The organism is Sporosarcina sp. Y838 (assembly GCF_056786515.1).
Genome location: NZ_JBXCJD010000020.1, coordinates 17,901 through 38,013, shown reverse-complemented (window position 1 = coordinate 38,013; position 20,113 = coordinate 17,901). Strand labels below are relative to the sequence as shown.

Sequence of the window (20,113 nt, the reverse complement as noted above, 5' to 3'; positions counted from 1 at the left end):
AGCGCCACGCATTCCGAGAAATCCGGTGTGCGTGGCGCTTTTTTTGTTGAATTAATTCTTCTTGGAAGGATGATTCCGCATGCTTTTTGTAATCTTTTTCCACTTATTTCGTTCTTCAGCTTGAGCGGCGGTGTCCATTTTGCGCTCGAGGAATGCTAATTCTTTTTGAAGCTTTAAATAGCTTGCATAGCGGTCTTCGGGTAAAGCGCCGGTAGCAAGTGCTTCCTGCACAGCGCATCCGGGTTCATTGTTATGTTGGCAATCGTTGAATTTACATGCATCTGCAAATGCTTCCACGTCTTTGAAACCTGAATCCAAGCTCTCGCCATTATCCCAGAGCTGGAACTCTCTCATTCCTGGCGTATCGATAAGTACACCACCGCCAGGAATTTTAACAAGTTCACGATGTGTCGTTGTATGCCGCCCTTTGTCGTCATCATCGCGAATATCTTGTACAACCATTGTTTGACCGCCACAAATGGCATTTGTTAGTGAGGATTTACCAACGCCAGAGGAGCCTAACAGCGCAGCAGTTTTACCGCCTACTAATAGTGTCGTTAGTTCTTTAATACCCTCACCCGTGACGTTACTCACTGCAAAAACATCGGCACCCAGTGCAATATTACGTGCTTCTTCTATATAATGTGATGGGTTATCGCAAACGTCTTTTTTTGTTAAAACAACAACAGGGCTTGCACCTGAGTCATAGGTAGCAACCAAATACCGTTCTAATCGTCGTGGATTGAAATCTTTATTCATCGACATAACCAGAAAAACAACATCAATATTGACTGCTATAATCTGTTCGATAATTGTTGAACCCGCCGCTTTTCTGGAGAACAGTGACGTGCGAGGTAAAATGGCATGAATGATGCCCCGTTCCTCACCTGGCATCTTTTCAACCGCAACCCAATCACCGACAGCAGGGAAGTCCCGTCGATCATCAGCAACATATTGCATCGTACCTGAACAAACAGAAAGCCATTCACCTTCAGTTGTAACAACGCGATACATCCTCTTATGTTCAAGTGTGACACGCCCAGGGACGTATTTATTCATTTTTGCGTTTTCATTTAATTTTGCCCAATTAGCTTCGTGGGATATATTCCAACCGTACTCGTTTAAGTTAATCAATTTGTTTTCCTCCTATTATGTGCATGCTAGAAAAGCGCAGAGCGCTAAACAATAAAAAAGCCGTAGGTCCTGATCGGACACCACGGCTTTCACGCGCATAACAGAAGAAGCATGCTTACTAAAAAAGCACGGCAGGTGAAAGTATGGGTCCGATCAAATTGACATTAGGTACATTTAAATTAGCCATAAAACTTCACCTGCTTTCTGTAAGATGAATTAATATTAACAAAATGAAAGAGGTAAGTCAATGCAGACTTTTCACTCTACTTATAGAAGAAAAAACTTTCCCTGAATTTAACAACACATTCCAAACAGGTCACACTAAATTCTGCTCTTAGCGAAGATATTTTGGGATTAATTTTGATAGAAAACCAAAAGGCTGTCCAACAAGTCAGTGTACTGACTTTCTGGACAGCCTCATTTAACTTACTAGTCTCTTTTAAATAAATCTCATAATTAGTTTAGTCAGTTCTTGCACACCAAGGTATCCAAACATGATAAGACAACCAATTAAGACTGTGTTTGGCACCCATTTGTTTCTTGATTCTTTTTCTACATCTTTCGAATTCAATAGGAATAGCAATGAAGCTGCCAAAAACGGCATGAACAGAGCTCCTAATGCGCCGTATAGAATAATGAGTTCAACAGGCTTTCCGAAATACATTAAAATCAATGGAGGGAATGTCAGCCAAATCAAATAAAATCGGTAAGCAGGATCTTTTGCGGACACTTCTTGTTTCCCAGGTTGTTTCTTTTTACGTACAGTTTTCACAAAATCAGCAAAAAGATAAGGCACGCCATTCCATACGCCTAGAAGTGATGAATAGGCTGCGGACCAGAATGCGACTAGGAACATCCATTTCATTGGAGTTCCGAACTCAGCTCCAAGCATACCCGCTAATTTAACCAATCCTTCATCATCTCGAATGCTGACGCCAGTTCCAGCTAAAAACTGTGCACCTATGATAAGTCCAGCTAATGTGAAAAGACCAGTCAGGATATAAGCAATTTTTGCATCCGTTCGCATTGCGGGAATCCACTGTTTACCGCTCCAACCTTTTTCTCTTAGCCAATACCCATAGGATGCCATCGTAATCGTTCCACCCACACCACCTATTAAACCGAGCATGAGAATAAAGGAACCTTGCGGAGCACGAGGTACTAAGCCGAATGCAAATTCACCGAAACTCGGTAAGAAAAGGGCTGCTGTTCCGATTATCGTAACGAACATGACGCCAATTAAGACAGTCATAACTTTTTCAAAGAGGAGATAGCGACCAAACCAAATTAAGATAAAACCGACGACCGCGTGTATGATAGCCCATGCCCAAATTGGCATGATAGGGAACATAGCATGCATCGCCATTCCGGATGTTGAAGATGCGGCAGCGCCGTAGACGAAGCCCCAAATAATCGAATACCCCCCGAAATAACCAGTAGCCCAACTTCCTAGCTGCTGCCATCCGTCTAAGATGGTTCTGCCAGTTGCCAAGGTGAATCTACCAACGCCTTCGTTCAAAAAATACTTCAAAATAGAACCGACGATTACGGCCCAAACAAATGTCATTCCAAATTGAGTCCCGATTACAAGCGAAGTGATTAAATCCGCTGTTCCTGCCCCAGTAGCTGCAACAACAATCCCTGGACCGATATTTCTCAATTTTTCCCCAATCGTTTTTGGTGGAAGAAGTTGTTGATCAAGCTGCGTTGTCATAAAAATACCTCCTAAGTTTGTAGTGAAAGAACCGATCATGACTGAAGGGATTCTAACTGACTTTCCTTGACCTCCACCAACACAAAGTGTCGCGATGCCAAATTGTTCGTTTTAATCATGCAAAATCAGTAATAAGTGTAGAACTGACATTTTTCGCAGTGATTGGCCACCGGTGACATGATAAATGGCTCTTTGGGTGTAACTAGTAATCTGTGCAAGTTATCCTTGCTCTTTATAAAGAAATAGTCAGTCATGTAACCCCTTACATTTCTTTTCAAAGATTAGTGGAAATTTGCAATTCTGAAATGTTATAAATAGAGAATAATGGCTGTACGTTATACGTACAATTGTACGAATGGTGTAACTAGGGTAATTATAACTTGATAGTTTCATTTTAGCAATCAAAATTTTGCATAGTTTTTAGAAAAGGGACTAAAATTATTGCAGTGGAAATGTAAATTGTAGTTTTGTTCCAAAAAAGGAAAAAATGAGCCGTTTCGAATTGCGTCGTTTTGTAGCGTTTTGTGAAGTTATGAAAGGTATAAGGAAGTAACGGACTGAAGATTGGTTTGCTTACACTCAAATACATAACAAAAAAGCGGCCTCCAAAAAGGAGACCACCTAAAGTTAGGATTACATCGATAATTCCGTAGTGTCGTCGGTTTCTTCCTCTTCAAATTTCATAACTTCCAAGTAAAGAATGTGATGACCTTCCACATCTTTAACAGTGAATTCAAATCCTTGTTCGATAATTTTTTCACCTTGTATAGCTTCGAAACGTTGTGTCATGAACCAACCGCCGATTGTATCGATATCTTCTTCATCAATCGAAATGCCTAGAATTTCATTTACATGTTCAATCCGAATCTTTGCATCTAAAATATAATGGTTTTCTCCGAGGTTTTGAATTTCGGGTACTTCGTTCATATCAAATTCATCTTGAATATCACCGACAATTTCTTCGAGAATGTCTTCGATTGTTACAAGACCGGATGTACCACCATACTCATCCATCAAAATTGCCATATGAATCCGTTCTCGCTGGATTTTAAGAAGCAAGTCTCCGATTGGCATTGTCTCAATCACATGTATAACCGGTAGCATATAGCTTGTCACCGCTTGATTACCCGCAGTGTCGGGATCTTTAATGAATGCGGTTAAAAGGTTCTTCATATTGACGAGACCGATGATATGGTCCTTATCGCCGTCTGTCACTGGGTAGCGCGTATATTGCTCAACACCCATTACTTCGAACACTTCACGTAATGTCATGTCTTTTTCTATTGTAATCATTTCTGTCCGAGGAGCCATGATTTCTTTGGCAATTCGATCGTCGAATTCAAAGATCTTATTTACATATTTATATTCAGCCTGATTGATTTCACCGCTTTTTAAACTATCGGACAAAATCATCCGAAGTTCTTCTTCTGTATGGGCGACTTCTGATTCGGACATTGACTTATATCCGAAAAGTTTAATAAGAAATTGAGCAGAACCGTTCATTCCTCTGATGATTGGGTAGGCGATGCGATAAAAGATAATAAGCGGTTTTGAAAAGCTTAAAGTAATCTCTTCCGCTCTTTGTATTGCAATCGATTTTGGAGCCAACTCACCAACGACCACATGCAAAAATGTGACGATTGAAAAAGCAATAATATACGAAATAATACTTGAAGTGCTAGCTGAAATGTTTAAGCTTTCCCAAAGGGGAGCTAGCATAAGTTTGACCGTAGGTTCCCCAAGCATCCCAAGCCCTAGAGCGGTAATGGTAATACCCAATTGGCAAGCGGATAAGTATTCGTCCAGGTTACCGACCACTTTTCTCGCAACTACCGCACGTGGATTTCCTTCCGCAATCAGTTGGTCTATCCGTGTAGTTCTAATCTTTACAATTGCAAATTCACTCGCAACAAAAAATGCGGTGAGAGCGATCAAGACAGCAAATGCTGTCAATCGTATGGCAATTTCCAAGTAAATCCTTTGTTCCAAACCCAGATGAGGGGGAGAACAAAGTGTACACCTCCTATAGTAGTAAAATCGTTAGTTAAGTCTATGATAATTTATTTACAAGAAAAAAACAATTAGTTACGCTTTTCTAGCGTATAATTGTAGGAAACCAAGGAACTTCTATTAGTATTTACGTGTAGAAAAGGTTGACGAGAAGGACTTAAAAGCCAATGTTTTCACGGACTATTTCCGGCTCGCTTTCGGCGAATTAATCCCGACATCTTAACCAAGGGGCAAGTGTGGACAGAAGTGACTCCGTCACTTCTGTCCACACCCTTTACGGTTATCTTGTTGTGAATAACTGCCTGCAGCGTACCTACACTATTCAAGTGAAAAATGCTGTTGCTTTTAAAGAAACGAATAGATACCTTTCTTTAAAGAGTGTAAGTGCCCGAAGATGCAATTTCGGGCACTATTGCACGCTGGATAATGTATTCTCTACTTTACTATACTCTGTTAGTAAGTGATGACATCCCTAAATTAAGAGTAGAGACACTATTAGAGAAGGCACGAGCGGCCAAAATTGTATCTTTGGCCGCTTCTCTCGATGTGAGAAGCGATCTATTCTTTCGTCCCAAAAAGCTTAGACAATACTTGTATTAGTATCTTTGGAGTGCGACGGATGAACAATCACCATACGATTACCGAAAAAGTAAATAGGGATGCGACAACGTCGCATCCCTATTTACTAAGACACCTCGATAATTCTATAGAAGTTGTTCAATCCAAAGCAATCCAAAACCAACTCTACACGTAGTGCCCGGTGTTTAATCAAGTTACTTTTGGATAATCGGTAGTGTGCCACTATTAGGAACTATCCTCATTTTCAAAAGGTATTGACAACTAGGAAATGGAAATGCTAATCTGGAATAGTTAGATACTCGAAATAGAAAGGGAGGTACGGAAAATGAAAAAAGGTATGATGACTAAAAACAATTGCATAGAAAAGCCGTGCCTACTCATACACTAGTAATCTGTCACTAATATCAGATGGAGCGGTGCAATACCGTTCCTTTCTATGAGCACACGCTTATTTTAAAAGGCGTGTGCTCTTTTTTAATTTTAAGTTTAAAGAAAATTCGGTGTTATCACGCTTTGCGTGTTTCATAAAAAAATAGAAAAGGAGTGTTGACGATGTTAATCATCAAACAGCAAAGGAAACTATTGAAAAAGGAATCTCTTGAAAGCGGATAGCTGTAAGAGAATATGGAAGAAGGTAGATTGAATTATGTTCTCAGTGTTATTTAAATTGAAATGGTTTTTCAAAGAAAATAGAAAAAGGTACGTTGTAGCACTACTCCTACTGATGGTGACGAATATTCTAGTCGTTATCCCCCCGTGGCTGATTGGTCAAGCGATTGACTCGATTTATACGCAATCATTGACTGCAAGATTACTTATTATATTTATAGCTTCTATGATTTTTATCATGATTTTCAATTATGCTTGTAACTTCGTCTGGCAATACCAGTTGTTTGGTGGGGCTTATGTAATTGAACGGCAACTACGCGGGAAACTCATGCAACAATTTTTGAGGATGACCCCAACGTTTTATGAAAAAAATAAGACAGGCGATTTGATGGCAAGATCGACCAATGATTTAAGGGCGATTTCTGAGACAGCGGGTTTCGGCATTATGACACTTGTCGATTCGACACTCTACCTGATGACGCTCATTCTGACAATGGGTTTTCTCGTTTCTTGGAAATTAACACTTGCTGCAATTTTACCGCTTCCACTACTCGCTTTTATCATGCAAGTGTTAGGAAAGAAAATCCACGAAAGATACATGGTAGCTCAGCAAGCATTCGGTGATTTAAATGATAACGTCCTGGAAGCAGTTGCTGGAGTCCGAGTTGTTCGTGCCTACGTTCAGGAGCGTGCATCTGAAAAAGGATTTGCAGAAATGACGGAAGACGTATATCAGAAAAATATGCATGTCGAGAAGATTGATGCGCTATTCATGCCAATTTCGAAAGTATTGACAGGTCTAACGTATATGATTGGGCTCGGTTATGGTGCTTATCTCGTATCGATAGGTGATATGACGCTCGGAAAACTCGTTACCTTCAATGTCTATCTCGGAATGATCGTTTGGCCGATGTTTGCGATTGGTGAACTGATCAACGTCCTTCAACGCGGCAATGCATCACTTGACCGTGTGACAGAGACGCTAGATAGCGCGGAAGATGTGAAAGACCCCGAACATCCAATAAAAGTGGAGCATCCTGATAGTGTTGGTTTCCGGGACGTTACGTTCACGTACCCAACCTCACATTCGATTAATTTAGAAGCGATAAAACTTCATTTGAACCGTGGTGACACGCTTGGTATTGTTGGGAAAACAGGTAGCGGAAAGACAACGTTCGTCAAACAACTATTACGTGAATATCCTCCAGGTGAAGGAGAAATTGCCTTCTCAGGTGTACCTTTGCAATCCATGACAAAAAACCAAGTGAGGGATTGGATTGGTTATGTTCCTCAAGATCATGTTCTGTTTTCACGATCGGTCAGGGAGAATATTTTATTCGGCCGGCCTGATGCAACGGAAGCAGAAATTGTAGAAACAATTAGATTGTCTTATTTTGAAAAAGACCTTGAAATGCTTCCTAAAGGACTTGAAACGCTTGTTGGAGAGAAGGGTGTCGCACTTTCGGGGGGACAGAAACAACGAATTTCCATCGCTCGGGCACTTGTGAAAAATCCTGAAATACTCATTTTAGATGACTCGCTTTCTGCAGTTGATGCAAAAACGGAAGCAAAAATTATAGAAAATATCCAAGCAGAACGAGCTGGGAAAACAACAATTATTACCACGCACCGTCTGTCTGCCATACAGCATGCGGACTGGATTATCGTTCTCGATGATGGTCGAATGATTGAAGAAGGAACACATGAGGACTTACTTCGGATGAACGGCTGGTACAAAGAACAATTCGACCGCCAACAGACTGGGGAGGTTGAATAATATGAGTACTGGCAAACGATTAGTAAAATATGCACTGGTCTATAAAAAAATAATTATTACAGGTCTTCTCCTTCTTGGGATCGCAGTCGCGGCGGATTTGATGGGACCGATGATTGCTAAGAAAATCATTGATGAACATATTGCCGGAGCTCCTGGTGGTGGAATTGATTTTAATCCGATTTTTAAACTGCTAGCGGTCTTTTTCGGGCTAGCTGTTGTTACTGCAATTATGAGGTATTTTCAATATCTTTTGATGCAAAAAGCGGCTAACCGTATAATTCAAAAAATGCGGAATGACTTATATGAACATATTCAGACATTGCCGATCCGTTACTTTGATAATTTGCCTGCCGGTAAAGTTGTGGCACGAATTACAAATGACACGGAGGCAATCCGTAATCTATATGTAACAGTTGTTTCGCAGTTTGCGATTAGTGGGATGTACATTTTAGGTATTTTCATTGCGATGTTTATCTTAGAACCTAAAATGGGTGCCATCACTTTATTTGTCCTACCCATTTTGTATATTTGGATGAAAACGTATAGGAAGTTTGCTTCGAAAGTGAACCATATCATTCGTGGAAAAGTAAGTGATATGAATGCAATGATCAATGAATCAATTAATGGCATGACAATCATTCAGGCATTCCGTCGTGAAAAGCAGATGGAAGATGAATTCCAGGAGTTGAATGATGAGCATTTCCGTTACCAGAACAAGTTATTGAAAGTGGAGGCGGCTACATCACATAATCTTGTCGACGTTATCCGATCATTAACGTTTGTATTCTTTATCTGGTATTTTGGCGGCGCATCGATGTCTGTCACAAGCGTCATCTCAGTGGGGATGCTTTATGCATTCGTGGATTACATTACAAGGCTGTTCAATCCTGTCACGGGTATCGTTAACCAATTCGCGAACCTGGAGCATTCACTAGTAGCTGCGGAGCGGGTATTTAAATTGTTGGATCGTATTGGTGAGCCCGTAAGCGACGATAAAATAGCTCGCTACAGTGGAAATGTCCGTTTTGAGAATGTTTGGTTCGCCTATAACGAAGATGAATATGTCTTGAAAAATCTTGCGTTCGGAGCGAAGCAGGGAGAAACGGTAGCGCTAGTCGGCCATACTGGATCCGGAAAAAGTTCGATTATGAACTTGCTGTTTCGTTTCTATGATGCATCAAAAGGGAAAATAACGATTGATGACATGGATATCAGCGAAATGCCGCGCCAAACGGTCCGTGATCATATGGGCATCGTTTTGCAGGATCCGTATCTATTTAGCGGAACTGTAGAATCTAACATAAGCCTAGGAGACTCACGTATCAGTCGTGAAAAAGTGCAGCAGTCTCTTGATGCAGTCGGAGGGGAACGCGTATTGAAGCATATGCCAAGTGGAATTGACGAGGAAGTTGTCGAGAAAGGGAGCACGCTCTCTTCTGGACAACGCCAATTAATTTCATTCGCAAGGGCACTAGCTTTCGACCCAGCCATTCTTATACTGGATGAAGCAACTTCCAACATTGACACGGAAACAGAAGAAATTATCCAACACGCAATGGACGTTCTAAAAAAAGGGCGTACAACTTTCATTATTGCCCATCGACTCTCCACCATTAAAAACGCAGATCGTATTTTAGTGTTAGATCGCGGAGAGATTGTCGAAGAAGGATCACATGATGAATTGCTCGCTCTAGGCGGGCAGTATGCACAAATGTATAAATTGCAGGCAGGTACTTCCACTCAAATTGAAACTTAATTGAGTGGGGGACTCCCTGCTTTTTTTGCAAAAAAAAACGAGAATTGTGAAATGAAAACAAAACTCCCTGCAACGAATATGCAGGGAGTTTTGTACTTATTCGCCTCTTTTATATTGCGTTTCTTTCCAAGCGTTTTGCTCATTGGGAACGCGACTCTTATCTTCAAATACATTTTCGGTTTTCTGATCTTGTACTTTTAACTGTTCCTTTTCTTTGAGCAACTCTTCAGGGGATTTTTCTTTGTTCATACTGCGCCTCCTTATTCGTCATCAAGCGTAGTATTCCCGACATTACCATGATTCAGTCGTAGACGTGAAAAATCATTAATTCATGAATCATCTTTTTTAGATTTTCTTCTTCAGAGGGTGTGTTTCCGCTCCAAGTAATTGCGCCATCAGGCATATATTCACCCGTATACCTTGAATTACGGTAGAAAAATGAAAATGTCCATCCTGGCAATTGTGTATTCTCAAACATTGGTTTGTAACTGAAATGCTGTAGCATATAATACTCCTCTCATAAGACGTCGCCCAACCGCATAAAATCAAGAAAAGAAAGCGAAAGGGTGCTGACTTGTTTGTTGATAAATTAAAGCAGGCCATCGAAGACGAGTACAAAGATTATTATTTTTATAAATCCATGCACGGCATGACAAATGATCCGCTCTGGCAAGACTTCCTCACACATATGTACGAAGATGAAAAAAGCCACTATGAAATGTTCCAACAACTCTATTATATGATGACGGGGACATTTGTACAAAACCCTAAGAAACCTTTGCCTTGTTATAACCTGAAGGTATGTGTCCAACGAGCGCTTGTAGATGAGTTGGAAGCAGTTGAAACCTATAAAGAAATGTTACTGACCATTCCTATTCAGCATGCCTACAATCCGTTATTCATTGCTATGCATGATGAGATGGAGCATGCCATTCGTATGTCAACAATGTACAATGCACTTTAACAAGGCTTGTCATTTTTCCGTTGGGTTGAGTTCTGCTATAATTAGGACTTAATGAAACGGGAAAAGGTGAAGAAATTGGGCTTTTTATGGACATTGTTATTTATGGCCTTCATTGGTGCATTAATCGGTGGACTTACAAATCATTTGGCGATTAAAATGTTATTCAGGCCGCATGAAGCGAAATATATTGGGAAATGGCGCTTGCCATTCACACCGGGCTTGATACCAAAACGGCGTGGCGAACTGGCAACGCAACTTGGCAAGACAGTAACGAATTATTTATTGACACCGGAAACGTTTCGAAAAAAATTGTTGACACCTGACATGGAGAAAAAAACGGAAGACTTTCTACAGGCAAAACTGGAGCAACATATTCTCCTCTCCGATAGAACGTTGAATGATTGGCTCGATACTGCCGGAGCGACAAACGTAGCCGTTAAAGCAGAGCGGAAAGTGTTGGAAGTACTCGATACCCAGCTTAACGCCGTTCGTGCAAAACTGACGACGGGATCGGTAGAAGAGGTGCTACCGCAAAAGTGGCGGGTTGAAGCAGCAGGGCGCATTCCGGATGTGACAGCATATATTTTAGGCAGGTCGGAACAATATTTCGAATCGGATGAAGGAAAAGCAATGTTCCGTAAAATGATTGATGAGTTCCTAGCATCCAAAGGTAAACTTGGAAGCATGGTAAACATGTTTTTTGGAGAATCGGAATCACTGGTTGGAAAAGTGCAAGGGGAAGCATTGAAGTTTGTCGCAGCTCCAGGTACTTACGAGCTTGTAAACACGATTATACTAAATGAGTGGGAAAAGCTTCAAACACGTCCAGTCGAAGAACTTCTTTCAGGATTTGATTGGAATGGATTGTTCGATTCGATTCGAACTTATGCGAAAGAAGAACTTGTATTGGAAGACCGGCTGAATAAGACGATCCGAGATTATTGGCCGGAAGGGTCTGAATGGACAGCTGTCAATGTGACACCAGCGTTGACGAGTTTTGCATTCAAACAAGCAGAAGAACAAATAGAAATATCGCTCCGCAAATTGAAAATAGATGATATGGTTAAGGAGCAAGTCGATACGTTTCCGGTTGCTGTTCTTGAGGATCTCATGCTAGGTATTTCGAAACGGGAATTTAAGATGATTACCGTACTCGGGGCATTACTTGGCGGTGTGATTGGAATTGTTCAAGGCCTTATCGTCTATGCAACAAATTTAGCTTAGGGGGACTTTAAATGACAGTAAATATTTACGATGATTTAAACAAGTTAGAAGGAACGCTTAGACAAACAGCGGAGTTTAAAGAAGTAGCACAAGCGGTTGAAGAAGTGAAAGCCGATAAAGACGCACTTGAATTGTTCAAGAGTTTCCGTAAAATCCAATTGAGTCTGCAGGAAAAACAAATGGCTGGTGAAGAACCGCTAGCTGAAGAACTAGAGTATGCGCAAAAAACGGCACAGCTTGCACAGCAAAATCCTAAGATAATGAAAATGCTTGAGTCAGAAATGGGTTTGAGCGGTCTAATTGAAGAAGTTAACCGCGTACTTATGAAACCAGTTCAACAATTATACGAATCCATCTAAAAACCGGCCTCGGCCGGTTTTTCTTCATTCATCCCGTAAATTTGCTATAATGAATGGTATATTCCTCTACAAAAGGGCAAGTCTGTTGATTGACCATTTACTAGCATAAAACGCTGGTGAGTAGGGCTTGAAAGCCGCAATATTCACTGGACTATTTTCGGCCCGCTATTGGCGAATTAATCACGACGGTTTTACCGAGAAGCAAGTGTGGCTAGAAGTGACTCCGTCACTTCTAGCCACACTCATCTCGGTTTTACTATTGTGATTATTAGCCTGTCGCGTTCCTACATATAAAGTCATCTCGATAATGGTATAGAAGTTGTTCAATTCAAAGCGATTCTAAGCAACTCTACACGTAGTGCCCAGGTCGATCAAATTATTTACTGGATATTCTTAGTTAATCAAAAGGCGTAATAAAAGGGTTCACTTTATCAATAGAAAGTTGGGTTTACACAATGCAAAAAATAGTCATGAAAGAAAAATATGAACAGGGTTGGATTAGGATGTTCACACATCTTGCAAACCTATTCTTTGAACAATCAAAAATAGTCGATGAAGACGAAGAGGGTGCAATTCTGGCAGAGCTCACATTGGAGCGGACGCTTGATGGGCACCTTTCGGGGAAGGCAATTCTTACGTGGGAAGGCGAAGAATATTCTGCCGTGTTTTCTGAAATGGAAGAAACTGACGATGAAAAAGTGATAACCCGCCAGTTGAAACGAATCTATTCACACGTCTTTCTTGAAACGCTTGAACAGGCAACAGGAATGCAACAATCGTGGGGAATTCTTACCGGAATCCGTCCCATGAAGCTGTATCATAAATATCGCCTTGAAGGACATAGCAGTGAAGAAGCCCAGCAATTGCTGATGAGGCGGCATCGCCTTTCAAGTGAAAAAAGTGCACTTCTCGCAAAAATTGCCAATGTGCAGTTACGAACAGTACCTGATCTGCATGACCTAAGAAATGAAGTAAGTATTTACATCGGAATCCCATTTTGTCCAACGAAATGTGCCTATTGCACATTCCCGGCCTATGCAATTAATCGGAAAAATGGACGAGTTGAAACTTTCCTAGACGGATTACATGATGAAATCCGAGAAATGGGAAAATGGATGACAGAGCATGATACGAAGATTACTACGATTTACTTCGGTGGGGGCACACCTACTTCTATAGAAGCGGAAGAAATGGATGCGCTATATGAAACCATGTATGCTTCATTCCCGAATATGGATAAAGTACGGGAAATCACAGTAGAAGCGGGTCGTCCTGACACGATTACACCTGCTAAAATTGATGTGCTGAAAAAATGGGGTATTGACCGAATTAGTGTCAATCCACAATCGTATACTGATGAAACATTGAAAGCAATCGGACGTCATCACTCTGTCCAAGAAACAATTGATAAGTTTTGGTTATCCCGTAACATGGGCATGAAAAATATCAATATGGATCTTATTATTGGTTTACCAAATGAAGGAATGGATGAGTTCAGGCATTCACTAGCAGAGACTGAAAAGATGCAACCAGAATCACTGACTGTTCATACATTATCATTTAAACGGGCATCTGAAATGACGCGCAATAAAGATAAATACAAAGTAGCGGATCGTGAAACGGTTGAACAGATGATGCATCTCGGAGAAGAGTGGAACGCGGCGAATGGTTATGAACCTTATTATTTATATCGCCAAAAAAATATTTTAGGCAACTTGGAAAATGTCGGATACGCAAAACCAAATGAAGAAAGCATCTATAATATCATTATTATGGAAGAAGTACAGACGATCATTGGTGTTGGATGCGGGGCTTCAAGTAAGTTCATCGATCCAATCTCAGGGAAAATCACACAATTCTACAATCCGAAAGATCCTGCGGCTTATATTCTGACGTATGAAGAGTCAATCGAAAAAAAGCTCGCTCATCTAGATTCAATTTTTCCGAAGATTGTCACTAAATAAAGGATTTACAGAAAAAACATCGAATGTAAGAAGTGAATGGTAATTCATTTCATACAGGGGGCGTTTTTTTGTATACAACAATTGAATTGAAAAAAGAAGGGCGTCTTGCGCGTCTTACGTTGAATAGACCGACATCGATGAATGCTATGAACATGTTAATGATGAAAGAGATTGCTGATGCATTTGAAGACTTGAAAAAGGATATGACGGTACAAGTACTGATAATTCATGGGGCGGGTCGCGCATTTTCGGCAGGCGGAGATATTAAGGCGATGGTGGATCCGGACAGTCCATTTGAAATCAGTGAAGTAATGGTGGATGTGAGCCGCCTTGCAAAAGCGCTTTACACGTTACCACAGATTACAATTGCAGTCGTCCACGGTGCAGCAGCGGGACTTGGGTTTAGCTTGGTACTTGGTTGTGATCACATTATTGTTGAAGAAGAGACTAAACTTGCAATGAATTTTATTGGTATTGGCCTAATTCCGGACGGAGCCGGTCATTTCTTCTTAAAAGAACGTGTAGGAGTTCCTCAAGCGAAAAACCTTATTTGGTCAGGAAAAGTGATGAATGGACAAGAGGCACTTGAAAAAGGGTTAATTGATGAAGTGACTGCAGAGGGAAAAAGCATTGAAACCGGAGAGAAATTTGCCCATAAACTACTTGCATCACCGATTGCTGCTATGATTGCAACGAAGAATATACTTCATGAACAAAAAACGAAAGAACTTGAAAGTGTGTTGGAAATGGAAAGTGAAGCACAAGTAGCAATGAGGAAAACGGAAGATCACCTAGAAGGCGTGCAAGCATTTATAGGGAAGCGCAAACCTGATTTTACAGGAAAGTAATTTTGTGCAGTACGTCTGTTGATTAACTATGTATTTGCGTAAAACACTAGAGAGTAGGACTTGGAAGTCGACATTTTCACTGGATTATTTTCGGCCCGCTTTCGGCTAATTAATCATGACACCTTAACCAAGGAGCAAGTGTGGCTAGAAGTGACTCCGTCACTTCTAGCCACACATTTTTCGGTTATCTTGTTGTGATCAATCGCCTGTCGCGGTCCTACAATATACAAGTGAAAAATGCAGGTTCTTTGGAAGAAGTGAATAGATGGCTTTCTATATAGGGTGTAAGTGCCCGAAGATGTAATTTCGGGCACTCTTGCGCCTTGCGCATTTTATTGTCTACTTACTTTTAGCAAAAACTATGGGATGCTCTAATAGAAAGTGACACTTCCTTATAATAAAAATAGAGAAACTATAGTAGAATACTCGAGCGTCCAAAATTGTATCTTTGGACGCTTCTCTCCATTTGAGAAGCGAGCTATTATTTCGTCCCAAAAAGCTTTAGTACTTCTTGTAGCCGTGTCTTTGGAGAGCGACGGATGAACAAATACCATACGATTATTGGAAAAATAAGTAGGGATGCGACGAAGTCGCATCCCTACTTATTAAAACATCTCGATAAAGGTATAGAAGTTGTTCAATCCAAAGCGATCCAAAGACAACTATACACGTAGTACCCAGTGTTTGATCAAATTACTTTATTCTCAAACACAGAGATTTGTTTATACTCTACAACTTACTTGTATTTATCAGTCACTTCACGCCATGAAAAATAGCCTTCTTCAACAGAGCGAATCAGAAGCTCAGCTGTTGCGATATTTGTAGCGAGTGGAATTCCGTAAACGTCGCACAGACGCAACAATGCACTGACGTCTGGTTCATGAGGCTGTGCAAACAGGGGGTCGCGGAAAAATAAGATTAGATCCAGCTCGCCTGTCGCAACCATTGCGCCGATTTGCTGGTCTCCTCCTAAAGGTCCTGAGTTTAATCGTGTGACAACTAAATCGGTCTCTTCCATAATTCTTTTTCCAGTTGTCCCAGTTGCGAATAAAGTATGTTTCGAAAAGATATGTTCATAAGCAATCGTAAAATTCACCATTTCATTTTTCTTTTCATCATGTGCTATTAATGCGATTTCCATTTTACGCACCTCACTTTTATAGGTTTGAGCAATAAATATTTACTTCTATTATAGAATGACTTCGGCTTAAACCAAATATGATTGCTTCAATCATACGCACATCTATGAAGTTAAAACTACTTAGAAGTGCTATTTGTCATGAATGGAATAATAGTAACTTACCTGCAGGAGATGCGAGGCGGTGTGTTTTTTCTAAAAGGCTTTTCTCTTCTAGTATTACTTGTCCTTTTTCTTTAGCTTCATCGTCTGTATCAGACATGAATGTTTCTTCAATAATTAATTCCCCTGTTGGTTCGAAAGCTGTCAATTTATATGTCCTCACCTAATTCATCCTTTCCATTCTAATTACCTTCATTATACTACTAAAAAATCGGAAAAGAAATTTGAATTGAACACTTCGTATAGTGAAACTGATTTTTAACAAAAGTAATTAAATTGAAACTTCGGCGTACTAGATACGTATAGTTAACAATAGGGAAGATGAAAGGAGCAATAAGATGTCATTATTACTTGAAAATGTAACAAAACGGTTTGGGGATTTCACTGCAGTAGATGATTTAACACTCTCCGTCGGCAAAGGAACGATGTACGGGTTTCTAGGGGCGAATGGAGCGGGCAAGACGACAACATTTCGGATGATTCTTGGTTTATTGAACGCCAATGAAGGACGGATAACCTGGAACGGGAAACCGATTTCCTATGCAACAAGTCCTGAGATCGGTTATTTGCCTGAAGAACGTGGGCTTTATCCTAAAATGAAAGTGGAAGAACAACTCATTTTTCTAGCCCAATTGCGCGGGATGAAAAAGTCGGATGCCAAAGCAGCAATGAATAAATGGCTGGAGCGAATGGAAATTACGCATTATACCAATAAAAAAGTTGAAGAGTTATCCAAGGGAAATCAGCAAAAGATACAAGTAGTGGCTTCTCTCATGCATAATCCTCAGCTGTTAATCCTTGATGAACCATTTTCAGGTTTGGATCCCGTTAACGTTGAAATGCTGAAAAAAGCAATAATAGAATTTAGAAACGAAGGCGCGACGATTGTTTTCTCGAGTCACCGAATGGATCACGTTGAAGAATTATGTGAGCAACTAAGTATTATTGATAAAGGGAAACAAATTGTAAGTGGCACTCTGCGTGATGTAAAACGATCATTTGGAAAGCAGAATGTACGTATAAATTCAGACAATGACTTATCGCTTTTGGACTCAATTGCAGGTGTAACATCCGTACATAAATCCATAGAAGGCGCGCTTTACCAAGTGGAATCCGAAATGGTTGCGGACAATCTCCTGACAGAGGCTTTGAAATCCGGACCAATTCGCCACTTTGCAATTGAAGAGCCGTCGCTGCAGGACATTTTCATCGAAAAGGTGGGAAAACAACATGCGTGAATTTATGATCATCTTTAAGCAGGCTTTCATGACGAAAGCGAAAACAAAATCATTCGTTATCACAACGACCATCATGATTGCTGCAGTATTTCTTTTTGCAAATATGGGAAAAATCATCGATAAGGTTAATAGCATGACTGGTGGAGACAGTGAATCAACGGAAGTGTTGCAAGTTGTCGATAACAGTGGGGTACTTGCGGATCGACTGAAACTGCAGTTCGATGCGAATGACTCAGATATTAAGATGGAAGTCTCCACAAAGTCGGAAGAGAGTCTGACAGCTCAGGTAAAAGAAGGGGAAATTGATTCTTTTTTGACGCTTGACCTGAACGATAGTAATACGATTCAAGCAAGTTATTCATCGATGAGTGCCATGGAATTTGACCTTCCGATGATGTTGCAAGATGCACTCCAATCAATTCAGACGGAGATGAAAGCGCAAGAGCTCTCATTGTCCGGTGAACAAGTTCAAACGTTGTTTGCCCCTATACAGTTTGAACAGCAATCGGTATCTCCTTCAGCGAAGTCTGAAGAAGAGCTAAGCCAGGCACGCGGTCTCGTCTATGTATTAATGTTTTTAATTTATTTTGCGGTCATTGTCTATGCGAGCATGATTGCTACTGAAGTGGCAACAGAAAAATCGTCACGTGTTATGGAAATACTAATCTCTAGTGTTTCACCGGTTAAACATATGTTTGCAAAAGTTGCAGGGATAGGGTCACTCGGTCTTTTGCAAATGGTGCTGCTTGGATTAGCAGGATTCATTGCTTTGAAAACAACAACTTCTGAAATGGCAGATGGGTTATTTTCTGTTTTCGGCTTTTCAAATATGAATATCGGTACGCTTGTTTATGCAGTAATCTTCTTCCTGTTAGGATACTTCCTCTATGCGACGTTAGCGGCTCTTCTAGGGTCTTTGGTAAGTCGTACGGAAGATGTCCAGCAAATCATCATGCCCATGACACTGTTAATTGTGGCAGGGTTCATGATTGCAGCAACGGGACTTGGGAATCCTGAGATGGCGTATATAAAATATGCTTCCTTCTTCCCATTCTTTGCTCCACTTGTTATGTTCTTACGCGTCGGTATGCTTGAATTACCAGTATGGGAACCGCTATTAGCAATTGGAATTATGCTTGTGACGATTTTCCTTCTTGGCTTCTTCGGCGCACGCGTTTACCGAGGCGGTGTTCTGATGTACGGTCCGTCACGTTCATTGAAGGATATTAAAAAAGCAATCCAACTCGGTAAGGAATAATAGGTTCAATGTAAGTTGTGGGTCATATTGATTTGACCTGCAACTTTTTTGTTAATGAGAGATTTAAGTAGACATGTAGACTTTCATTCACGGATTCTTTTTATATATGGTAAAATTAGAACAAGTATTCGTTGAATTAAGGAGGTGTTTCATTTGTCAACAATTCGATTTATCCACACGGCTGATTTGCATCTCGATAGCCCTTTTAAAGGTATGACAGGACTTGCGGAAAATCATTTGACTCAAGTACGCGAGAGTACTTTTTCCGCATTCAAAAAATTGATTGATCATGCGGTAGAAACGAAACCAGATTTTGTTTTAATCGTGGGTGATATTTATGATGGTGAAAATCGTAGTTTACGAGCACAGATGAAATTTCACGAAGGAATGAAGAAATTGGATGCAGTGGGTATTCCCGTATTTATATCGCACGGGAACCATGATCACCTTGGTGGAAGATGGACTCGATTTGACTTGCCGCCCAATACCCATGTTTTCACTGAGGAGGTTGAATCGGTTCAACTCACCGTGAAAGGACAAGACATTGTAATTCATGGTTTCAGCTATAAAGAAAGGCATATTCGTGATAGGGTGATCGACCGTTATCCCGTTGCTGAAAATCATGAACCATTTCATATCGGTATGCTGCATGGCAGTTTAGCGGGAGATGAAACACATGCAGTCTATGCGCCCTTTACAAAAAGTGATTTACTTGCCAAGCACTATGATTACTGGGCTCTTGGGCATATTCATCTACGGCAACAGTTACATAATGCCCCTCCTATCGTCTACCCTGGTAACTTGCAGGGACGTCATCGCAACGAACAAGGTAAAAAAGGTTTTTATGAAGTCGAACTTTCGAAAACAGAATCCTCACTTCATTTTATCGAGGCGTCAGCGATTGTATTTGGCAGATTAGAAGTGTCGTGTGCGGGAATGAGTCATGCCAATGAATGGCTGTCAGCTTGTTCGAAAGCGCTTGAGTTATTCCGACAACAGAATGGAGCGGGAATTGTAGAGCTATTGATGATTGATATCGATAGTGAGTCCGTAATTCTTTTCGACCAATCGCCTGAAGAAGAATGGCTCGAAGTTTTACGCGATTTTGTCGGGGATAACGAACCGTACGTCTGGATACAGAAGATTTCATTTGCCAGACAGATGAATCTCACAACGGCTTCAAGTGCGCTTGTACAGTCTGTTGTAGGATTAATGGACGACTGGACGGTTGATGACTGGAAGGATGTTTTAAAAGACGTCTATCAGCACGCACGGGGTGTCAAATATCTTGAAATTTTAACTGATGGTGAAATAGAGGAAGTAAAAGCTGGGGCGAATGCATTGCTTGCGGCAGAAATGTCAGAAATGGAATGAGGTGT

19 protein-coding genes are annotated in these 20,113 nt (G+C 40.7%); 12 read left to right on the top strand and 7 right to left on the bottom strand.

Translation table 11 applies throughout. The annotated features are described in order from the left end of the window. Positions 1-51: 51 nt before the first annotated feature. From rsgA to AC1TO4_RS16835, 3 genes are all read right to left on the bottom strand, one after another. Complete coding sequence (rsgA, locus tag AC1TO4_RS16845) at positions 52-1,131, bottom strand: ribosome small subunit-dependent GTPase A (RefSeq protein ID WP_482106278.1); 1,080 nt, start codon at positions 1,129-1,131, stop codon at positions 52-54. Between the two features lie 442 nt (positions 1,132-1,573). Then, a complete protein-coding gene (locus AC1TO4_RS16840; protein ID WP_482106266.1) occupies positions 1,574-2,848 on the bottom strand; it encodes an Nramp family divalent metal transporter in 1,275 nt (424 codons plus the stop codon). A 633-nt stretch (positions 2,849-3,481) separates the two neighbouring features. Continuing rightward, complete coding sequence (locus AC1TO4_RS16835) at positions 3,482-4,819, bottom strand: hemolysin family protein (RefSeq protein WP_482106265.1); 1,338 nt, start codon at positions 4,817-4,819, stop codon at positions 3,482-3,484. A gap of 658 nt (positions 4,820-5,477) precedes the next feature. On the opposite strand from AC1TO4_RS16835, the gene AC1TO4_RS16830 reads away from it, so the two are divergent. The 3 genes from AC1TO4_RS16830 (at position 5,478) to AC1TO4_RS16820 (ending at position 9,579) form a co-directional block, all read left to right on the top strand. Continuing rightward, on the top strand, positions 5,478-5,612 hold the full coding sequence (locus AC1TO4_RS16830) for a hypothetical protein (protein ID WP_482106264.1): 135 nt from the start codon (positions 5,478-5,480) through the stop codon (positions 5,610-5,612). A 471-nt stretch (positions 5,613-6,083) separates the two neighbouring features. Next, complete coding sequence (locus AC1TO4_RS16825) at positions 6,084-7,823, top strand: ABC transporter ATP-binding protein (protein ID WP_482106263.1); 1,740 nt, start codon at positions 6,084-6,086, stop codon at positions 7,821-7,823. Between the two features lies 1 nt (position 7,824). Next, on the top strand, positions 7,825-9,579 hold the full coding sequence (locus AC1TO4_RS16820) for an ABC transporter ATP-binding protein (protein WP_482106262.1): 1,755 nt from the start codon (positions 7,825-7,827) through the stop codon (positions 9,577-9,579). A 96-nt stretch (positions 9,580-9,675) separates the two neighbouring features. Here AC1TO4_RS16820 and AC1TO4_RS16815 read toward each other — a convergent pair whose 3' ends face one another. Next, positions 9,676-9,828 carry a hypothetical protein gene (locus AC1TO4_RS16815; protein WP_482103261.1) on the bottom strand — a complete coding sequence of 51 codons (153 nt, stop codon included), beginning with the start codon at positions 9,826-9,828 and terminating at the stop codon, positions 9,676-9,678. A gap of 52 nt (positions 9,829-9,880) precedes the next feature. Next, on the bottom strand, positions 9,881-10,084 hold the full coding sequence (locus AC1TO4_RS16810; RefSeq protein WP_482103262.1) for a YheE family protein: 204 nt from the start codon (positions 10,082-10,084) through the stop codon (positions 9,881-9,883). A gap of 69 nt (positions 10,085-10,153) precedes the next feature. Here AC1TO4_RS16810 and AC1TO4_RS16805 point away from each other — a divergent pair, with 69 nt between their 5' ends. The 6 genes from AC1TO4_RS16805 to AC1TO4_RS16780 all read left to right on the top strand — a co-directional run bounded on the left by AC1TO4_RS16805 (position 10,154) and on the right by AC1TO4_RS16780 (position 15,612). After that, positions 10,154-10,543 (top strand): ferritin-like domain-containing protein, encoded by a 390-nt coding sequence (locus tag AC1TO4_RS16805; protein WP_482106261.1) that lies wholly within the window; start codon positions 10,154-10,156, stop codon positions 10,541-10,543. A 66-nt stretch (positions 10,544-10,609) separates the two neighbouring features. Beyond that, positions 10,610-11,767: a DUF445 domain-containing protein gene (locus tag AC1TO4_RS16800; protein ID WP_482106277.1), complete on the top strand. Its 1,158-nt coding sequence runs from the start codon at positions 10,610-10,612 to the stop codon at positions 11,765-11,767. 11 nt (positions 11,768-11,778) lie between these two features. Further along, positions 11,779-12,126 (top strand): YlbF/YmcA family competence regulator, encoded by a 348-nt coding sequence (locus tag AC1TO4_RS16795; protein WP_482106260.1) that lies wholly within the window; start codon positions 11,779-11,781, stop codon positions 12,124-12,126. A gap of 455 nt (positions 12,127-12,581) precedes the next feature. Continuing rightward, positions 12,582-14,090, top strand: coding sequence for a coproporphyrinogen III oxidase (locus AC1TO4_RS16790; RefSeq protein ID WP_482106259.1), 1,509 nt, complete (start codon positions 12,582-12,584; stop codon positions 14,088-14,090). Positions 14,091-14,158: 68 nt separating this feature from the next. Continuing rightward, entirely contained in the window at positions 14,159-14,938 is a 780-nt protein-coding gene (locus AC1TO4_RS16785; protein ID WP_482103267.1) for an enoyl-CoA hydratase, read from the top strand. 539 nt (positions 14,939-15,477) lie between these two features. Then, positions 15,478-15,612 (top strand): hypothetical protein, encoded by a 135-nt coding sequence (locus tag AC1TO4_RS16780; RefSeq protein ID WP_482103268.1) that lies wholly within the window; start codon positions 15,478-15,480, stop codon positions 15,610-15,612. A gap of 62 nt (positions 15,613-15,674) precedes the next feature. Here AC1TO4_RS16780 and mgsA read toward each other — a convergent pair whose 3' ends face one another. Further along, complete coding sequence (mgsA, locus tag AC1TO4_RS16775) at positions 15,675-16,079, bottom strand: methylglyoxal synthase (RefSeq protein ID WP_482103269.1); 405 nt, start codon at positions 16,077-16,079, stop codon at positions 15,675-15,677. Between the two features lie 136 nt (positions 16,080-16,215). Beyond that, entirely contained in the window at positions 16,216-16,401 is a 186-nt protein-coding gene (locus AC1TO4_RS16770) for a YhzD family protein (RefSeq protein ID WP_482103270.1), read from the bottom strand. 175 nt (positions 16,402-16,576) lie between these two features. Here AC1TO4_RS16770 and AC1TO4_RS16765 point away from each other — a divergent pair, with 175 nt between their 5' ends. From AC1TO4_RS16765 to AC1TO4_RS16755, 3 genes are all read left to right on the top strand, one after another. Next, positions 16,577-17,476: an ABC transporter ATP-binding protein gene (locus AC1TO4_RS16765; RefSeq protein ID WP_482106258.1), complete on the top strand. Its 900-nt coding sequence runs from the start codon at positions 16,577-16,579 to the stop codon at positions 17,474-17,476. Further along, entirely contained in the window at positions 17,469-18,734 is a 1,266-nt protein-coding gene (locus tag AC1TO4_RS16760) for an ABC transporter permease (protein ID WP_482103272.1), read from the top strand. Before AC1TO4_RS16765 ends, AC1TO4_RS16760 begins: the two co-directional genes overlap by 8 nt. Before the next feature lie 153 nt (positions 18,735-18,887). Beyond that, a complete protein-coding gene (locus AC1TO4_RS16755) occupies positions 18,888-20,108 on the top strand; it encodes a metallophosphoesterase family protein (RefSeq protein ID WP_482106257.1) in 1,221 nt (406 codons plus the stop codon). Positions 20,109-20,113: the final 5 nt, after the last annotated feature.